This window comes from Streptomyces sp. NPDC006314 (assembly GCF_040613075.1).
Lineage (GTDB): Bacteria > Actinomycetota > Actinomycetes > Streptomycetales > Streptomycetaceae > Streptomyces.
This window is the reverse complement of sequence record NZ_JBEXRL010000016.1, coordinates 1-17,780: the sequence shown is the minus strand read 5'-3', so window position 1 is coordinate 17,780 and position 17,780 is coordinate 1. Positions and strand designations below refer to the sequence as shown.

Sequence of the window (17,780 nt, the reverse complement as noted above, 5' to 3'; positions counted from 1 at the left end):
CACGTGGGGTGCCGTACGTCACTCCCCCCCGGCCGCGCATCACTCGACCACGTGGCGTCCCTCGGGACGGGCGCTGCACGAGGCGCGGAACGCGCAGTGCGTGCAGTGCTGGCCGGTGCTCGGCGTGAATCGCTCGTCGAGGACCTTTCCGGCGGCGGTGGCCAGCAGCTCGCCGACCCACTCCCCCGCCAGCGGCTCCTGGTTCTGCACCTTGGGCAGGCTCTCGCCGCCGTCTCGCTTTGCGGCGCCCTGCCTGAGGTGCACCAGTTCGGCGCCGCCCGGTTCGGGGCGCACGCCGTCGAAGGCGGCGTCCACGGCGCCTTCGCTGACGGCGAGCTGGTAGACGGCGAGCTGGGGATGGCGGGCCACCTCGGCGGCGCTCGGTGCCTGTTTGCCGGTCTTGAAGTCGACCACGTAGGCCCGGCCGTCGCCGTCCGTCTCCACGCGGTCCATCTGGCCGCGGACACGGATCGCGTAGTCGCCCGCTTCGAGGGTGACGTCGAAGTCCTGCTCGCTGACGACGGGGGTGCGGCCGGTGCGGTCCAGCACGTGCCAGTTCAGGAAGCGCTCGAGCGCCACGCGCGCGTTGTCCTTCTCCTGTCGCGACTTCCAGGGGGCGTCGAAGGCGAGCGCGTTCCACACCGAGTCCAGGCGTTCCATGAGGACATCGAGGTCGGCGGGGGTGCGGCCGGAGGCGACCTCGTCGGCGAGGACGTGGACGACGTTGCCGAAGCCCTGCGCGGTGGTGGCGGGCGCGTCGGCTTTCACCTCACGGCCCAGGAACCACTGCAGCGCACAGGTGTGGGCGAGCTGGCCGAGGGCGCTGCCGGAGAGCACCACGGGCTGGTCCCGGTGGCGCAGCGGCACCTTGCTCTCGGTCGGTTCGAACATGCCCCACCAGCGGTAGGGGTGCGCGGACGGTACCAGCGGGCGGCCGTCCTCGTCGGCGAGCGCGGCGAGCCGGGCCAGGCGGCGGGCAGCGGCCTCGCGCAGGGTGGCGGACGCGCGCGGATCGACGGTGGTGGCGCGCAGCTCGGCGACGAGCGCGGCGACCGACAGGGGGCGGCGGGGGCGCCCGGTGACGTCCTCCGGCTCGACGCCCAGTTCCGTCAGGAACCGTGAGGGCTGGTCGCCGTCGTCGGCCGGTGCCTTCACCGCGGTGACCACGAGGCGCTCACGCGCGCGCGTGGCGGCCACGTAGAACAGGCGGCGCTCTTCCGCGAGCAGCGCGCCGGGGGTGAGCGGTTCGGCGAGTCCGTCGCGGCCGATGCGGTCGGCCTCCAGCAGCGAGCCCCGGCGGCGCAGATCGGGCCACAGCCCCTCCTGGACGCCGGCGACGACGACGAGCCGCCACTCCAGTCCCTTGGAGCGGTGCGCGGTCATCAGGCGGACGGCGTCGGGGCGTACCGCGCGGCGCGTGAGCGTATCGGCGGCGATGTCCTCGGCCTCGATCTCCGCCAAGAAGTTCAGGGCGCCGCGGCCGCCGGTGCGTTCCTCAGCGCGCGCGGCGGTGGCGAACAGGGCGCACACGGCGTCCAGGTCCCGGTCGGCGTTGCGGCCGGCGGCGCCACCGCGCCGGGCGGCCCGCTCCAGGCGTGTGGGCCACGGGGTGCCCTCCCACAGGTCCCACAGCGCCTCCTCCGCCGTGCCGCCGCCCGCGAGGCGTTCGCGGGCCTTGCGGAGCAGTGCGCCGAGGCGCTGCGCCCCGCGCGCGTACGCCGGGTCGTGCACGGCCAGGCGCTCGGGTTCGGCGAGCGCACGCGCGAGCAGTTCGTCGGACGGGGGTGGCAGCGGGTTGCCGGCGGCCCGTTCCTCCTCGCGCAGGGCCCGTCCGAGACGGCGCAGGTCTGCGGTGTCCATGCCGGCGAGGGGGGAGGCGAGCAGGGTGAGGGCGGTCTCGGTATCGAGCCAGGCGGTGTCCGGGGTCCGCTCTCCGGCGCCTTCGGCCGCGGCTTCTCCGGGGGACGGTTCGCCTTCCACTTCCTCGCCAACCGGTTCAGCCTCTGCTTCTTCAGCGGCCGGTTCGGCCTCCCCGTCTTCAGCGAACGGTTCAGTTGCCCCGTCTTCAGTGAGCGCTACAGCCTCAGCTTCTTCAGCGAACGGTTCGGCCGCCCCGGCCTCCGCGGACGGTTCGCCCTCCGCGGAGAGCGCGGTGGGCTCCTGCTCGCGGCGCCGTGCCTCCGCCGTCGCCACCGCCCGCAGGGCCGCCAGCAGCGGTGCCACCGCCGGCTCGTGGCGCAGCGGCAGGTCGTCGCCGTCGATGTCCAGCGGGACACCGGCCGAGCCGAGGGCGCGGCGGAGGGTCGGGAGGGCGCGGGCTCCGGCACGTACGAGAACGGCCATGTCGCCCCAGGGGACCCCGTCCTCCAGGTGCGCGCGGCGGAGGATGTCGGCGATGTTGTCCAGCTCCGTACCAGGCGTCGGGTACGTGTAGACCTCGACGCTGCCACCGTCCCGTACGGCGGCCGGCTCGCGGTGGGCGCGCACCTTGTCGGCGGGCAGCCGGGTCAGTGGCATGCGCTGGGTGATCAGGCGGGTAGCGGCCAGCAGGGCGGCGCCGGAGCGGCGGGAGGTGCGCAGCACCTCGACGGGAGCGGGACGGCCGTCCGCGCGCGGGAAGACCGTCGGGAAGTCGAGGATGCCGTTGACGTCGGCGCCCCGGAAGGCGTAGATCGACTGATCGGGATCGCCGAAGGCGACCAGGGTGCGCCCGCCGCCGGCCAGCGCGTGCAGGAGCCGTACCTGGGCGGGGTCGGTGTCCTGGTACTCGTCGACGTACACGGCGTCGTACTGGGCGGCGAGCCGCGCGGCCGCCTCGGGGCGGCGGGCGAGCAGGACCGCGCGGTGGACGAGTTCGGCGTAGTCGATCACGCCCTGCAAGTCGAGTGCGTCCAGATATTCGGCGAGGAACGCGGCGGCTGCCCGCCAGTCGGGGCGGCCGATGCGGCGGGCGAAGGCGTCCAGGGCGTCGGGGCCGAGGCCCAGCTCGCGGCTGCGGGCGAGGACCGCGCGGACCTCGTCCGCGAAACCACGCGTGGTCAGGCAGGCGCGCAGTTCGTCCGGCCAGCGCACATGGGCCAGCCCGAGCCGCTCCAGCTCGGGCTGGCCGGCGAGCAGCTCGCGGACGGTGACGTCCTGCTCGGGGCCGGAGAGCAGGCGCAGCGGCTCGGCGAACAGGCCGCTGTCCTGGTGGGCGCGGACCAGTGCGTAGCAGAACGAGTGGAACGTGGTCGCCCGGGGAGCGCGGGCGGCGCCCATGCGCAGGGCCATGCGGTCGCGCAGGTCGACGGCGGCCTTGCGGCTGAAGGTCAGCACCAGGAGCCGTTCCGGGTCCCCGCCCCGGGCGATCCGCTCGGCCACCGACTCGATCAGCGTCGTGGTCTTACCGGTGCCCGGACCCGCGAGGACGAGCAGCGGTCCGGACCGGTGGTCAACCACGGCCCGCTGCGCCGCGTCCAGACGAGGGGGGTCCACTGCGGCCGGCGGGGTACGGATCAGTCGGTAAGCGCCGCGGCTCCCCTGCCGCACCTGGGGGTGCGGCAGGCGCCTGGTGGAGGAAGGGGTGCTCACGTGGTTGGCCGGTCCTGGTGGTCGTGCTGGCGGGCGGGCGGTCACGCGTGCGAGACGGTGGCCGCGGGGTGAGGGGGGCACGCGGAGCCGACGCTACGCCGCCGCTCCGGACGGAAGCAGAGCTTCCGTTCATTCCCTCGCGGCGCTCGCGCCACGCGAGTCCCACACCTCACGAACGTACGTCATGCCACGGACGTCCCGTCTGTCCCCCGAACGGACCAGCGGCCCTTCCCGGTGGCATCCGATGGCGGAAGCTGTCAGGTGTGACCCTCCGCGTATGCACCGCCGTCCCATCGGGCCCGCCGCATGTCGAGCCGCGGCAGATGTCCCTCGGTGGTCCGGCCCGCCTCCTTCAGCGGCGTGCCCTCCGCGCGGTAGTGGGCGAGCGCGCGCAGCTCGTGTCCGGGCAGCAGCACGCCGTCGGCACGCACCACGCGCCACCACGGGACGGCGCCTCCGTAGAGGGCCATCACCCGGCCGACCTGGCGCGGACCTCCCTCGGCGAGCCACTCGGCGACATCGCCGTACGTCATGACCCGCCCCGGCGGAATCCGCTCGGCGACCTCAAGGACCCGCTCGGCGTACTCCGGCAGCGCGTCCGCGTACTCCTCGCGGGTCTCCCCGGCGGGCCTTCGCTCACTCATTCGCTCCATCCTGCCGCACCCCACCGACATCCGGTCGCGGACCGCGCGCACCGCCCCTCTCGCCCCCGGGCGGCGCTTCCGGCAGACTGTGCGCCCGCGCATCCACACCCTGGTGCCCGCGTGTGCCGGTGGGACATGCCACCATCGTGCGGGCGGTGACCGGTGATACGAGACCAAGAAGAGACCATGAAGCAGCAGGGCGTGCACCCCGAAGGCGCGGCGGGCACCCCTGACGCCGCCGCGCGCCCCGACACCGCCCGCGCGGGCGAGGGCGACACCGGCGCGCACCGGGAGGACCCTGGTCCGCGCGAGAACCATCCCACGGGCGCGCGTGCCGAGGACGACGGCACGCGCGCGCGTGAGGGCAGCGGCCCGGACGGCTCACGTGCGGGCAGCGGCGCTGCGCACGAGGACCACGGCGCACGCGCGAGTGAGGATGACGACCCAGGCAAGGGGGCGCACGTGCCGGAGAACCCGCCCCCCGACCACGGTCCGGGCGCCGGCGACGACCCCCACGCGGAGGAGGTCGAGGGCGACGAACCGCTGCTCCCCGCGCGTGTGCACCGCCCCTCCGACCTCATGCGGCTCCTGGTGGGCGTGCTCGCCATCGTCGTGCTGCTCTCGATCTCCGCGTTCGCGCACGGCACCACCTCGGGCCTCGAACAGGACATCAACAAGGGCACCGGGCAGGCGCCGGACCTGCTCATCAAGATCGCTGGACTGGCGTCCAGCATCGCGATCCTCCTGGTCCCGGTCGCCTTCGCGATCGAACGGCTGATCAAACGGGACGGGCTGCGCATCGCCGACGGCGTCCTGGCGGCCGTCCTCGCCCACGGCGTGACCCTCGCCACCGATCTGTGGGTCGCGCGGGCCGCCCCGGACTCGATCCAGGAGGCGCTCACCCAGCCCTCGCCCGGCGACATCCACGCCCTGACCGACCCCGTGCACGGCTATCTGGCGCCCGTCATCGCCTATATGACGGCCGTCGGCATGTCCCGGCGCCCCAGATGGCGCGCGGTGCTGTGGATCGTGCTGCTGCTCGACGCGTTCTCGATGCTCGTCACCGGCTACACCACGCCCTTCTCGATCGTCCTGACGGTGCTGATCGGCTGGACCATCGCCTACGGCACCCTCTACGCGGTCGGCTCCCCGAACGTCCGCCCCACCGGGCAGACCCTGATGGCGGGCCTCAGGCACGTCGGCTTCCACCCCGTCAGCGCCGCCCGCGAGGAGGCCACCGAGACGGAGAACGGCGACCGCGGCCGACGCTACTTCGTCACCCTGGAGGACGGCCCGCCGCTGGACGTCACGGTCGTCGACCGGGAACAGCAGGCGCAGGGCTTCTTCTACCGCGCGTGGCGCAATCTGACCCTGCGCGGCTTCGCCACCCGCTCCAGCCTCCAGTCGCTGCGGCAGGCACTGGAACAGGAGGCCCTGCTGGCGTACGCCGCGATCGCGGCCGGCGCCAACGCGCCCAAGCTGATCGCCACCTCCGAACTGGGCCCCGACGCGGTCATGCTCGTCTACGAGCACACCGGCGGGCGCACGCTGGACTCGCTGGCCGACGAGGACATCACGGACGAGTTGCTGCGCAACACGTGGCACCAGGTGCGGGCGCTGCAGTCGCGGCGCATCGCGCACCGCAGGCTGGCCGGCGACGCGATACTGGTGGATCACTCCGGCAGGGTGATCCTCGCCGAGCTGCGCGGCGGCGAGATCGCGGCCGGTGATCTGCTGCTGCGCATGGACGTCGCCCAACTGGTGACCACGCTCGCCCTGCGGGTCGGCGCCGAGCGGGCCGTGGCCTCGGCGGTCGGCGTGCTCGGCCCGGACGCGGTCGCCGACTGCCTGCCGATGCTCCAGCCGATCGCGCTGACCCGCTCCACGCGCGCGACGCTGCGCCGACTGGCCCGCGAGCGCGCCCAGCGCGAACGCGAGGCGGTGCTCGAGGCGTCCCGGCAGGCCAAGGCGGCCCCCCTGGGGGAGACGTCCGAGACGACGCCGCCCGTCCTGGAAAAGCCCGACAAGAAGACCGTCCGCGCCGAGCAGCGCGCAGAGAAGCGGGCCATCGACGAAGCACTGGAAGAGGCCCGTGAGGAGGACCTCCTCACGCAGATCCGGCACGAGGTGCTGCGGATCAGGCCGCAGGCGCCCGTCGAACCGGCCCGCCTGGAGCGGGTGCGGCCGCGCACGCTGATCAGCTTCATCGCCGGCGCCATCGGCGCGTACTACCTGCTGACGCAGCTCACCCACATCGAGTTCGGCACGCTGTTCGCGCAGGCCCAGTGGGGCTGGGTGATCGCGGCGGTGCTGTTCTCCGCGCTCAGTTACGCCGCCGCGGCGATGGCGCTGCTGGGGTTCGTGCCGGAGCGGGTGCCGTTCCCGAGAACCGTGGCGGCGCAGGTCGCCGGGTCGTTCGTGAAGATCGTGGCACCGGCCGCGGTCGGCGGTGTGGCCCTCAACACGCGCTTTCTGCAGCGTGCGGGCGTGCGCCCCGGGCTCGCGGTGGCGAGCGTCGGCGCGTCGCAGTTGTTCGGACTCGGCTGCCACATCCTGATGCTGCTGTCCTTCGGCTATCTGACCGGTACCGAGAAGACACCGTCCCTGTCGCCGTCCCGCACGGTCATCGCGGGCCTGCTGACCGTGGCGGTGCTGGTCCTCGTCGTGACCTCCGTGCCGTTCCTGCGGAAATTCGTCGTCACGCGCGTGAGGTCGCTGTTCGCCGGTGTCGTACCGCGCATGCTCGACGTGCTGCAGCGGCCGCAGAAGCTCGTCACCGGGATCGGCGGCATGCTCCTGCTGACCGCCTGCTTCGTGATGTGCCTGGACGCCTCCATCCGTGCCTTCGGCGACGGCTCGGTCTCGCTGAGCATCGCCAGCGTCGCCGTCGTCTTCCTCGCCGGCAACGCGCTCGGCTCCGCGGCGCCCACCCCCGGTGGCGTGGGCGCGGTCGAGGCGACCCTGACCGTCGGTCTGATCGCCGTCGGCCTGCCCAAGGAGGTCGCCGCCCCGGCCGTCCTGCTGTTCCGACTGCTCACGCTGTGGCTGCCGGTGCTGCCGGGCTGGTTGGCCTTCAACCACCTGACCCGCAAGGGCGCCCTTTAGCCGCGGGGCCGATCCGCCAGGACCTGACGGGGGCCGCACCGGTCCGGATGCGGCGCGCGAGGCCGATCAGCCAAGCCGAGCGCGGAAGCCTCACCGGGCCGGATGCGGCGTGCGCGGGGCGTACCTCGTACGGCCCGTGTCCCGCGCGCCCCGGCCTGCGCGCCCTCAGGATGGAAGCATGGCGAACCCCTCCCGGCTGCGCGCCGCCGCCCTGACCACCACCGCCGTCCTGCTGTCCGTCCTGCTGACCGGATGCGGAGACAGCGCGAAGGACGGGGACGTCACGGCGCAGAAGCTGGACTGGAAGGACTGCCCCGCCCCGTCCGAGGCGGAGGGTGGCGGCAGCGCCCCGTCCCCGCTGCCGAACGGGACGAAGTGGCAGTGCGCCACCATGAAAGCGCCCCTGGACTGGGCCGAGCCCAAAGGCGACACCATCGACATCGCCCTGATCCGGGCCCAGGCCGGCGGCCCGGCGAGCAAACGGATCGGCTCGCTCGTGTTCAACTTCGGCGGCCCCGGCGGCAGCGGCGTCGCCACGCTGCCCGCCTTCGCCCAGGACTACGCGGCGCTGCGCACCCGCTACGACCTGGTCAGCTTCGACCCGCGCGGGGTCGGCCGCAGCGCACCGGTGAAGTGCGAGAGCGACGCCCAGCTGGATGCCTACTTCCAGCAGGACGCGACGCCCGACGACAGCACCGAGCGCACCCAGTTCCTCGAGCGCACGAAGCAGTTCAACGCGGCCTGCGAGAAGAACTCCAGGAAGATCCTTGCGCACGTGCGCACCACGGACGCGGCCCGCGACATGGAACTCATGCGCCAGGTCCTCGGCGACGACAAGCTGCATTACTTCGGCATCTCGTACGGCACGGAACTCGGCGGCGTCTACGCCCACCTGTTCCCCCGGCGCGTCGGCCGGGCCGTCCTCGACGGCGTGGTCGACCCCACGCAGACCCCCGAGCAGAGCGCGCTCGGACAGGCCAAGGGCTTCCAGCTCGCACTCGACAACTTCGCCGAGGACTGCACGTCGAAGGCCACGGAATGCCCGGTCGGGGACACCCCGCAGGACGTGGAGAACCGCATCGCGAAACTGCTGAACGACCTGGAGAAGAAACCGATCCCCGGCATCCTCCCGCGCCAGCTCACCCAGACCGCCGCGACCAACGGCATCGCGCAGTCCCTGTACTCGAAGGACTTCTGGGAGTACCTCACCGAGGGGCTGGAGCAGGCGTACGACGGCGACGGCAAGATCCTCTTGCTGCTGTCCGACTCGATGAACGGCCGCGACGACAACGGGGAGTACAGCAACATCGCCGCGGCGAACGTAGCGATCAACTGTGCCGACGACAAGCCCCGGTACACCGCGGACTACGTGCAGGGGAAGCTGCCCGAGTTCCGCGCCGCCTCGCCGCTGTTCGGGGACTACCTGGCCTGGGGCATGGTCAGCTGCACCGACTGGGCCGTGCCGGGCGCCGCCGACCACCCCGACGTCAGCGCACCCGGATCCGCGCCCATCCTCGTCGTCGGCAACACCGGTGACCCGGCCACTCCGTACGAGGGCGCGAAGAAGATGGTGGACGCGCTCGGCAAGGGCGTCGCCGTGGAGCTGACGTACAAGGGGCAGGGGCACGGGGCGTACGACAGCAGGAACAAGTGCGTGCAGAGCGCGGTCAACGGCTACCTGCTGAACGGGAAGACGCCGAAGGCCGGCACGGTCTGCTCCTGACCCGACGGTGACGCTCAACGGAAAGCGCAGGTCAGCGGGTTATGCACAGGCCGTAACGGGACTGACGCGGTGCGCCTACGATGGCCTGGACGCCCGGCGCGGCACGACGCGCCGGGCCCTGCGAGGGGGTGCGCATGTGGCGATTCCTGCGCTGGACGGCCGCCGTGGCCGCGGCGCTGCTGGTGGCCGGCTGCGGCGGTGGCTCTTCGGACGGGGACGGGAAGGGGAACGAGGGCAAGGGGACGGCCACGGCTCCCCCGACCGCGTCCTCGACACCACCGTCCACCGGGGGCCTTCCGGCCTCCCTCACCTCCCAGCGCCTCGACTGGCACCGCTGCAAGGCCACCGGGGGCGCCCCGGCGCCTGGCGACGGCTGGCGGTGCGCGACGCTCAAGGTGCCGCTGGACTGGTCGGAACCGGACGGCGCGACGATCGACCTCGCCCTGATCCGCGCCCAGGCGACCGGAGGCGATCGCATCGGCTCGTTGCTGTTCAACTTCGGTGGCCCCGGCGGCTCGGGCGTGTCGATGATGCCGTACTACGCGTCCACGGTCTCCTCCCTCCGTGAGCGCTATGACCTGGTGAGCTGGGACCCGCGCGGAGTCGGGGCGAGCGAGGGCATCCGCTGCCGGGCCGACCGGGAGATCGAGGCCGCCGAGGACGTGGACGCCACCCCGGACACCCCGGCCGAGGAGAGCGCGTACCTCGCGGACGCCGCCGGCTTCGGCAAGGGCTGCCAGAGGGCCGCCGACCGACTGCTGGCCCACGTGTCCACGACCGACACCGCACGCGACATGGACCTGATGCGCCAGGTCCTCGGTGACGCGCGGATGCACTACTTCGGCGTCTCCTACGGCACCGAACTCGGCGGCGTGTACGCTCACTTGTTCCCGAAGCGGGTCGGACGGCTGATCCTCGACGCGGTGGTGGACCCGACCGCGGACACGGTGGGCCACGCCGAGAACCAGGCCCGCGGCTTCCAGCGAGCGCTGGACGACTACCTGAAGTCCACCGGCCAGGACCCCGAGCAGGGCTCCCGGAAGATCGCGGCCCTGCTCAAGCGGATCGACGCGCAGCCGCTGCCGACGTCGTCGGGGCGGAAGCTGACCCAGACGCTCGCCGTCACGGGGATCGTCCTGCCGCTGTACCGCGAGTCCAGCTGGCCGCGGCTGACGGGAGCGCTCAAGTCGGCGGAGAAGGGCGACGGTTCGCAGCTGCTGGCGCTCGCCGACGACTACAACGAGCGGGACTCCTCGGGCCACTACGGCACGACGTCCCACTCCCAGCGGGTCATATCGTGCCTGGACGACAAGCAACGGCCGACGCTCGCCGAGACGAAGCGGCGACTGGCGGAGTTCGAGCGGATCTCGCCCGTCTTCGGGGACTTCCTGGGCTGGGACACCGCCGGCTGGTGCCACGGATGGCCGGTACCGGGCCAGTTCGACACCCCGGAGGTCGGCGCACCGGGCGCGGCACCGATCCTGCTGGTCGGCAACACCGGCGACCCGGCGACCCCGTACGAGGGTGCCCGCAGGATGGCCGACGAGCTGGGCAAGGGTGTCGGCGTCGAACTCACCTGGAAGGGCGAGGGACACGGGGCGTACGGCAACGGCAGCGACTGCGTCGACTCGACGGTGAACGCCTACCTGCTGAAGGGAACGGTGCCGGAGGACGGCACGGTCTGCTCCTGACGCGGACGGGCCCCGGGCGCCTGTCGCTCCCGGGACCCCTGCTCCGCGACTCACTCGGGAGCGACTTCGCGACTCAGCTCCAGCGCTGGGCCTTGAGGCCGCCGTCGAACCCCGTGTAGAGCAGGCCGCCGTTCTGCCCGAGCGTGAGGCCGGTCGCGTCACATCACTCTCGCCGTCGAGCCCGGGACGACGAAAGGCCCATGGCTCTGGACGGGTCAGAGCCATGGGCCTCTTCGGTGCTTCCGCTCGGCTACGGGCCGATCAGTAGACCGGCTTGTCCGGTTCGATCTGGTTGACCCAGCCGATGACGCCGCCGCCGACGTGCACCGCGTCCGAGAAGCCGGCCGACTTCAGGACCGCGAGGACTTCCGCACTGCGGACACCCGTCTTGCAATGCAAGACGATCTTCTTGTCCTGCGGAAGGGTCTCCAGGGCGGTGCCCATGAGGAACTCGTTCTTCGGGATCAGCCTGGCGCCGGGGATCGAGACGATCTCGTACTCGTTGATCTCGCGGACGTCGATGATCTCGATGTTCTCGCCGTCGTCGATCCACTCCTTGAGCTGCTTCGGGGTGATCGTCGAACCGGCGGCGGCCTCCTGGGCCTCCTCGGACACGACGCCGCAGAAGGCCTCGTAGTCGATCAGCTCGGTGACGGTCGGGTTCTCGCCGCAGACCGCGCAGTTCGGGTCCTTGCGGACCTTGACCTGGCGGTACTGCATCTCCAGGGCGTCGTAGATCATCAGGCGGCCGACCAGCGGCTCGCCGATGCCCGCGAGGAGCTTGATGGCCTCGTTGACCTGGATGGAGCCGATGGACGCGCACAGCACGCCCAGGACACCGCCCTCGGCGCAGGAGGGGACCATGCCGGGGGGCGGGGGCTCCGGGTAGAGGCAGCGGTAGCAGGGGCCGTGCTCGGACCAGAAGACGGAGGCCTGGCCGTCGAAGCGGTAGATCGAACCCCACACGTACGGCTTGTTCAGCAGCACGCACGCGTCGTTGACCAGGTAACGGGTCGCGAAGTTGTCGGTGCCGTCGACGATCAGGTCGTACTGGCTGAAGATGTCCATCACGTTGTCGGCTTCCAGCCGCTCCTCGTGAAGGATCACGTTCACGTACGGGTTGATGCCCTTGACGCTGTCGCGCGCGGACTCGGCCTTGGAGCGGCCGATGTCGGACTGGCTGTGGATGATCTGGCGCTGCAGGTTCGACTCGTCGACCTCGTCGAACTCCACGATGCCGAGCGTGCCCACGCCCGCGGCGGCCAGGTACATCAGCGCCGGCGAGCCCAGGCCGCCGGCGCCTACACAGAGCACCTTGGCGTTCTTCAGCCGCTTCTGCCCGTCCATCCCGACGTCGGGGATGATCAGGTGGCGGGAGTACCGGCGGACCTCGTCTACGGTGAGCTCAGGAGCTGGCTCGACCAGGGGTGGCAGCGACACGGGAACTCCGTTGGTCGGTCAATCACTACAGTTGTTCTCCCCGTAACACTGCCACGGCCTTCTTCATTCCGAGACACCCGTTTCGAGTCGCGAGACGATGTCGTCCCAGTAGCCGGGCATCGTCTCCCAGGGGTTCACGCGGCCGCCTCCGTCGGTGCGGTCCGTGAAGTAGATCGTCGCAGCTCCTTGCCAGCGGGCGATACGCAGCGCCTCGTCCAGGTGGCCGCGCGGCACGCCGTGCACGAAGTGGCAGAAGCGGTCGGGCGGGTAGTCGGCGGTCCACTCGGCGACCTGCGACCAGCGGTAGTCGGACCAGGCGCCGGAGAAGGTCACCAGCTGGTCGGCGCTCTCGGCATAGCCCGGGTGCGGGTGGCTGCCGTGGCCGAGGACGATGTGGGCGGTGTCACTGATCGCCCGGAGCGTGGTGATCGCGCGGCGGACCTCGGGGAGCGCGGGGCGCTCGATGGGGCAGCGGTCCAGCAGGAAGCCGTCGGTCCGGTACCAGTCGAGGTAGCGGTGGGCGTCGGCGAGTAGATCACCGAAGGCGCGGGCGCCGTAGGTGAGGTCCAGGTGGCCGAGGACGCGGACGCCTGCGGTGCGCAACCGGCCCGCGGCTTCCAGGCAGTGCGGGTCGGGCCGGGTGCCGGGGCCGGCGGCCACGTCGAGGACCACCCAGTCCAGCCGGGTGCCCGGGCGGGCGAGTTCGGCCCACTGGGCGGGGGCGACGAGCGGGTGGGCGTAACCGGGGATGCCGAGGGCGGTGCGGACGCCGGTGCTCGTGACGCCCGCGGTGGCGCTGGTCAGATGCGGCATGCCGCCTCCATCCAGATGTCCGCCAGGGATTCCTCGAGGTTGATCCGGGGCCGCCAGCCGAGCCGGTCGCGCGCGGTGCGCACGTCTGCCTGCTGCCAGCTGCCGCAGCCGTCCGGGTACGGGTACGCCATCGGGGCCGCGTGGTCGGAGTCGGCGCGCGGGTGGCCGACGGCGCCGCGCAGCGGGCCGGGCGGGGCGTCGAGCTCGTGCAGGGCGCCGCCGTACCCGGCCACGCGCGCGAGGACCGCGGCGGCGTCGCGGAGGCGGACGGCACGGCCGGAACCGATGTTGATCACGCCCTGCGCGGCGGAGAGCGAGGCGGCGTGCACGGCGCGGGCGACGTCGCGTACGTCCACGAAGTCACGCTGGACGCCCAGCCCGCCGAGCTTGAGTTCCCCGTCGCCGGACTGCATGGCGCGGCGCATGGCCTCGGCGAGGCGGCCGAGCGGGGAACCGGCCGGGGTGCCGGGTCCCGCGGGCGAGAAGACGCGCAGGACGACGGCGTCGAGGCCGGAGCCGAGGACTAGTTCGGTGGCGGCGAGTTTGCTGACACCGTACGGGCCGCCGGGGCGCGGTACGGCGTCCTCGGCCGTGGAGGAACCGGGCTGGCTCGGGCCGTACTCGGAACCGCAGCCGATCTGCACCAGGCGGGCGCCGCAGCCGCTGCGGCGCAGGGCCTCGCAGACGGTGGCGACGGCGACGGTGTTGTGCCGGGTCAGTTCGCGGGCGCCGCCCCGGGTGGCGCCCGCGCAGTTGATGACGACTCCGGGGTGCACCGCGTCGAGGAAGCGGGTGAGCGCGCCCGGGCTGCCGGTGGCGAGGTCGAAGCGGACGTCGGCGTCGTCGCCGCGGCCGAGCGCGGTGAGCTGGACGGCCGGGTCGGCGAGCAGGCGGTCGGCGACGAAGCGGCCGATGGATCCGTTGGCTCCGATCAGCAGGACTCTCATCGGGCGGCTCCCGGGGTGTGCGCGCCGGTGGAACCGGCCGGCGCGAAGGCTCCTGCGGCCGCTCCGGCGGTTCCGGTGGCTCCGGACGCTCCGGGTCGGGAGGTGGTCATCTGGCGTTCTCCTTCAAGGGGGTGGTGCGGGTGCCTCCGGCGGTGGGCCGGGAGCCGGTGGCCGTCGCGCGGTGCTGTCAGGTGCTCCGGGCGGACGGCGGCGGGCTCGGGTGGGACCGGCGGCGGAAGGTTCACTCGGGTGCTCCCGTGGGCGCGTGGGCCGAGGCCTGGGTGAGGATGCGGACGGCGTGCGGCAGCAGCGCCAGGGCCGCGGCGCCGCAGGCGAGGGCCGGGACGGCGGCCGCGCCCCAGGTGTCGACGAGGGTCTGCGCGGGGGCCGCGAGGAAGGCACAGCCGGGCAGCCGGCCGGCCGACGGCAGGGCGAGGGTCACCGCCTCCGTGGCCGCCGCGGCGCCGAGGGCGAGGGCGGCGGCGTGCCGGTGGTGGTGCACGGTGAGCAGGCGGGCCAGCAGGAGCAGGGCGCCCAGGGCGAGGGCCTGCGGGTAGGCCGCGGGTTCGCGCAGGGCGGTGCCGCACAACAGGAGCAGGACCGTGAGGGCGCCGAGGAACAGGGCGAAGGTGCCGAGCAGCAGCGGTTTCACGGCCGACGTGAAGTCCCGCAGGCCCCGGCTGCCGGCGAGCCTGCGGCGGGCGCCGGCGGTGAGCAGATGGGCGCACCAGGCCGCCGGGGCGCAGGCCAACGTGAGGGCCAGGACGGGCGCGGTGGCGGTGGGCCAGGGGCCGTCCGGGGCTCCGGTGGGCAGGGCGTCGGGGCCGCCGGTCAGGACGGCGTCGAGCAGACCGTCACCGAGGAGGGCGTAGCCCAGCAGCCAGAGCGTCCAGACGCGCGTGCCGCTCGCCGTGCTCCACGGGCGTGTGCCGGGCGGGCCGGCCAGGGGGCCGCGACGCAGTGTCGCGCGTGTGGCGAGAGCGACGGCGAGGGTGCCACCGAGGGCCACCAGCGGGCGGGGCTGTCCGTGGCTGAGCCGCAGTGCCGCCACGGTGGCCGCCCCGAGGGTGCCGGGCAGGAGGGTGAGCAGGACCCAGCCGGTGCGGACGCCGGGCACGGGCAGGGGCTCGGGCTCCGGGCGCGGATCTCCGTTGCGCGCCACGCGCGCGTACAGCTCCTCGGCGAGCGAGAAAACGTCCCGGTGCCGGAAGCGGGCGGCGGCCCGGTCGGTGACCCCGTGCGCCTCCAGCCCGGCCGCGATCTCCAGCGGGTCCACGGCCCGCTCACACAGCTCACGGTGCCGGTGCAGCAGCGCTTTCACCGGGTCCCCGGCCCCGCGCCGAGGTGCGGGGGTGCGCCTCTTGCCGCACTCCGGCTCCGCTATGGCATCTGCGACGGCCGACCCGGTGCCGCGCCCGCCGGCCTGCTCGCCGGGCCGGACCGCACCGGATGCGGAGGCCGACGGCGCGGACGGCAGCTCCCCGCCCGCCCCGGCCGATGGCGAAGGGCCGGCGCAGCGCGCAGAGGCCGGCAGCGCCGCAGTGCCGGAGCCGTCCGGGCCCTCGGTGGGCGAGGCCGAGTCGTCGCTCCGCCCACCTCCCAGCCACTTCCCCGACCGCGCGTCCCAGGGATCGGCACCGCCGGGCATTCCCGGCCGGTCGCCTCCGCGCGCGCTGGGGCCCTGGCCGCCCTCAGCGCCGGACCGGTGCGCGAGAGCCGCTCCGCTCGACCCGCGCAAGGCATCACCGCCCTCCTGGCGCGACCGGTAGGCGACAACCGCTCCGCTCGGCTCGCCCACGGGATGACCAGCGTCGCCGCGGGACCCGCGACCAGGAGCGGAGCCGAGGCCGTCCGGGTCGGCCGCCGCGGGGGAACCAGGTCCGCCCCACTCACCCATCGCACCGCTGCCCTCGTCACCGGAGCGGTCGTCGAACGCGCCCATCACGCCCCCTCCGCAGCCGCCGGCGGCGTCGCGCGCACCGGGACGCCCGTGGCCCAGCCGGGGATGCCCCGGGGCAGGACGGGGGCCGTGGGGCCGGTCCAGCGGCCGGGGACGTGGGACTCGGCGGGGGTGGCGAACGGCAGCGGCTCACCGGCCTCGTCGAGGACGACCCGGCGGACCGGACAGTGCGAGACGATCTCCAGGTAAACGCCGTGGAACGCCGCGATGTTCTGCTCGACGGTGAACAGTTCGAGCGCCCGGGCGCGCGCGGCGGCACCGAGGCGCGCACGGCGCTCCGGGTCGCGCAGCAGCGCCAGGCATGCCTCGGCGAGCGCCCGCGGATTGCGCGCGGGCACGACGAGGCCCGTGCCGCCGATGACCTCCACCACCGCGCCGACGTCCGTGGACACCGTGGCCCGGCCGCAGAACATGGCCTCGACGAGGCTGACCGGGAATCCCTCCACCACGCTGGACAGCACGACGACGGCGCCGGCCGCGTACGCGTCGGGCAGGGTCGGGGCCTCCGGGCCGTCGATCTCCTCGAAGGAGACGGGGTTGTCGCCGACGGCGTGCACACCCTCCGCCTCGTCCGGGAAGAGCTGGGCGGCGAGCGCCCGGCAGTGGCCGAGGTAGGCCTCGCCGTCGGGTCCGGAGGGCGCGCCGACGATCCGCAGGCGCGCCTTGGGCTCCTCCTTGCGGACATCGGCGAAGGCGTGCAGGAGGGAGACCAGGTCCTTGGCGGGTTCGACGCGCCCGACCCAGACCAGGGTGCCCGGGTCGGAGCGGTCCGGGGACTCGCCGGCCTCCGTGAAGCGGGCGGCCTCCATTCCCGGGGGGACCGTGCGGATCCTGCTCCGGTCGGCACCGCACCGTTCCTGCCAGCGGCGGGCGTGGGCGTTGCCGGCCGTGAGGATCTCGGCCCGGCGGTAGACCTCGGTGGCGAGCCGGCCGTGGAAGGCCGCGAGCAGCGCGCGCACGGCGGGGGCGGCGGCGTGGGGGCCGAGGGCCAGGTAGTGCGAGCGGAGTCGGACGCCGTACTCGGTGACCAGCAGCGGTACGTCGGAGAAGTGCCGGGCCAGCAGTCCGGGAAGGGCGGCGGGGCCGCCGGCGGTGGCGTGGCAGAGGTCGGCCGCGCCGAGGCCGTCGTCGTCGTACCAGTCGAGGGAGAGGGGACGCAGGGCGCGTTCGAGGTGTGTGGTGACGGTGAGCAGATCCGGTACGCGCGCCTCGCCCGCCGTGCGCAGCGCGCCGGGGGCCCGGCAGGCGCGTTCCAGGGTGCGTACGGCGGTGTCGGAGCGCAGGGCGGCGACCAGTCCGCCCTCCTCGCGGGCGAGTTCGGCCAGCCCGTACAGCGCGTTGCCGAAACGGTCCGCCAGGTCATCGGTTCGGGAATCGGGCCCGGCGTCGGACCCGGCGCACACCGCCCCGACCAGCTCGCCGTAGCACTCGGTGAAGCGCCGGCGTGTGCGCCGCCCGTAGGCCCGCCCGTCTCCCCCCGCCACCCTTCCGGGGAGGCTCGGGCCGCCCCTCCAGGTGTCGCCCTCGGCCGTCCACAGCGGCGCCGTACGCACCCGGCTGACCTGCGGCGGGAGCGGGACCCAGCCCTCGTCCTCCTGGTGGCGGCTGCGGCTGAGCGCGTAGATGTCGAACTCGTGCTGCGCTAGCCCGCGCACAAGCCGGTCGCACCAGAGTCCGGCGTCACCGCTCACAAACGGGTAGCCACCCTCCGTAAGCAGTCCGATGCGCACGTGTGCACCCCCGATCTCCCTTCTGGGGAGCCGCCGTTGTTCCGACGGCTCGCAGCGGGACGAACGTAAGCGGACAAGGCGGTGGCGCGACGGACGGTTGTGTCGATCTGCACGGCCGCACGGGCCGCCAGTTGCCGGGCCAGCAGCAGGTCGTCCT

10 protein-coding genes are annotated in these 17,780 nt (G+C 73.5%); 3 read left to right on the top strand and 7 right to left on the bottom strand.

Annotated elements, in window-relative coordinates; all coding sequences use genetic code 11:
- Positions 1–39: 39 nt before the first annotated feature.
- The gene (locus tag ABZ079_RS26145) at positions 40–3,570 is read right to left on the bottom strand and encodes an ATP-dependent DNA helicase (protein ID WP_356941887.1); all 3,531 of its coding nucleotides are present in this window, start codon (positions 3,568–3,570) and stop codon (positions 40–42) included.
- A gap of 257 nt (positions 3,571–3,827) precedes the next feature.
- Positions 3,828–4,214 (bottom strand): MGMT family protein, encoded by a 387-nt coding sequence (locus tag ABZ079_RS26140; protein ID WP_356941886.1) that lies wholly within the window; start codon positions 4,212–4,214, stop codon positions 3,828–3,830.
- Positions 4,215–4,400: 186 nt separating this feature from the next.
- On the opposite strand from ABZ079_RS26140, the gene ABZ079_RS26135 reads away from it, so the two are divergent.
- The 3 genes from ABZ079_RS26135 (at position 4,401) to ABZ079_RS26125 (ending at position 10,733) form a co-directional block, all read left to right on the top strand.
- Positions 4,401–7,319 carry a lysylphosphatidylglycerol synthase domain-containing protein gene (locus ABZ079_RS26135; protein ID WP_356941885.1) on the top strand — a complete coding sequence of 973 codons (2,919 nt, stop codon included), beginning with the start codon at positions 4,401–4,403 and terminating at the stop codon, positions 7,317–7,319.
- A gap of 178 nt (positions 7,320–7,497) precedes the next feature.
- Entirely contained in the window at positions 7,498–9,042 is a 1,545-nt protein-coding gene (locus ABZ079_RS26130; protein WP_356941884.1) for an alpha/beta hydrolase, read from the top strand.
- 134 nt (positions 9,043–9,176) lie between these two features.
- The gene (locus tag ABZ079_RS26125; protein ID WP_356941883.1) at positions 9,177–10,733 is read left to right on the top strand and encodes an alpha/beta hydrolase; all 1,557 of its coding nucleotides are present in this window, start codon (positions 9,177–9,179) and stop codon (positions 10,731–10,733) included.
- Between the two features lie 261 nt (positions 10,734–10,994).
- On the opposite strand, the gene moeZ is transcribed toward ABZ079_RS26125, so the two are convergent.
- The 5 genes from moeZ to ABZ079_RS26100 all read right to left on the bottom strand — a co-directional run bounded on the left by moeZ (position 10,995) and on the right by ABZ079_RS26100 (position 17,623).
- Positions 10,995–12,173 carry an adenylyltransferase/sulfurtransferase MoeZ gene (gene moeZ / locus ABZ079_RS26120; protein WP_356941882.1) on the bottom strand — a complete coding sequence of 393 codons (1,179 nt, stop codon included), beginning with the start codon at positions 12,171–12,173 and terminating at the stop codon, positions 10,995–10,997.
- A gap of 63 nt (positions 12,174–12,236) precedes the next feature.
- Positions 12,237–12,986 (bottom strand): spherulation-specific family 4 protein, encoded by a 750-nt coding sequence (locus tag ABZ079_RS26115; RefSeq protein WP_356941881.1) that lies wholly within the window; start codon positions 12,984–12,986, stop codon positions 12,237–12,239.
- The gene (locus tag ABZ079_RS26110) at positions 12,974–13,933 is read right to left on the bottom strand and encodes an NAD-dependent epimerase/dehydratase (protein ID WP_356941880.1); all 960 of its coding nucleotides are present in this window, start codon (positions 13,931–13,933) and stop codon (positions 12,974–12,976) included. The genes ABZ079_RS26115 and ABZ079_RS26110 overlap by 13 nt, the downstream gene beginning before the upstream one ends.
- 241 nt (positions 13,934–14,174) lie before the next feature.
- Positions 14,175–15,581 carry a hypothetical protein gene (locus ABZ079_RS26105; protein ID WP_356942019.1) on the bottom strand — a complete coding sequence of 469 codons (1,407 nt, stop codon included), beginning with the start codon at positions 15,579–15,581 and terminating at the stop codon, positions 14,175–14,177.
- A 293-nt stretch (positions 15,582–15,874) separates the two neighbouring features.
- A complete protein-coding gene (locus tag ABZ079_RS26100; protein ID WP_356941879.1) occupies positions 15,875–17,623 on the bottom strand; it encodes a DUF3492 domain-containing protein in 1,749 nt (582 codons plus the stop codon).
- Between the last annotated feature and the right edge of the window lie 157 nt (positions 17,624–17,780).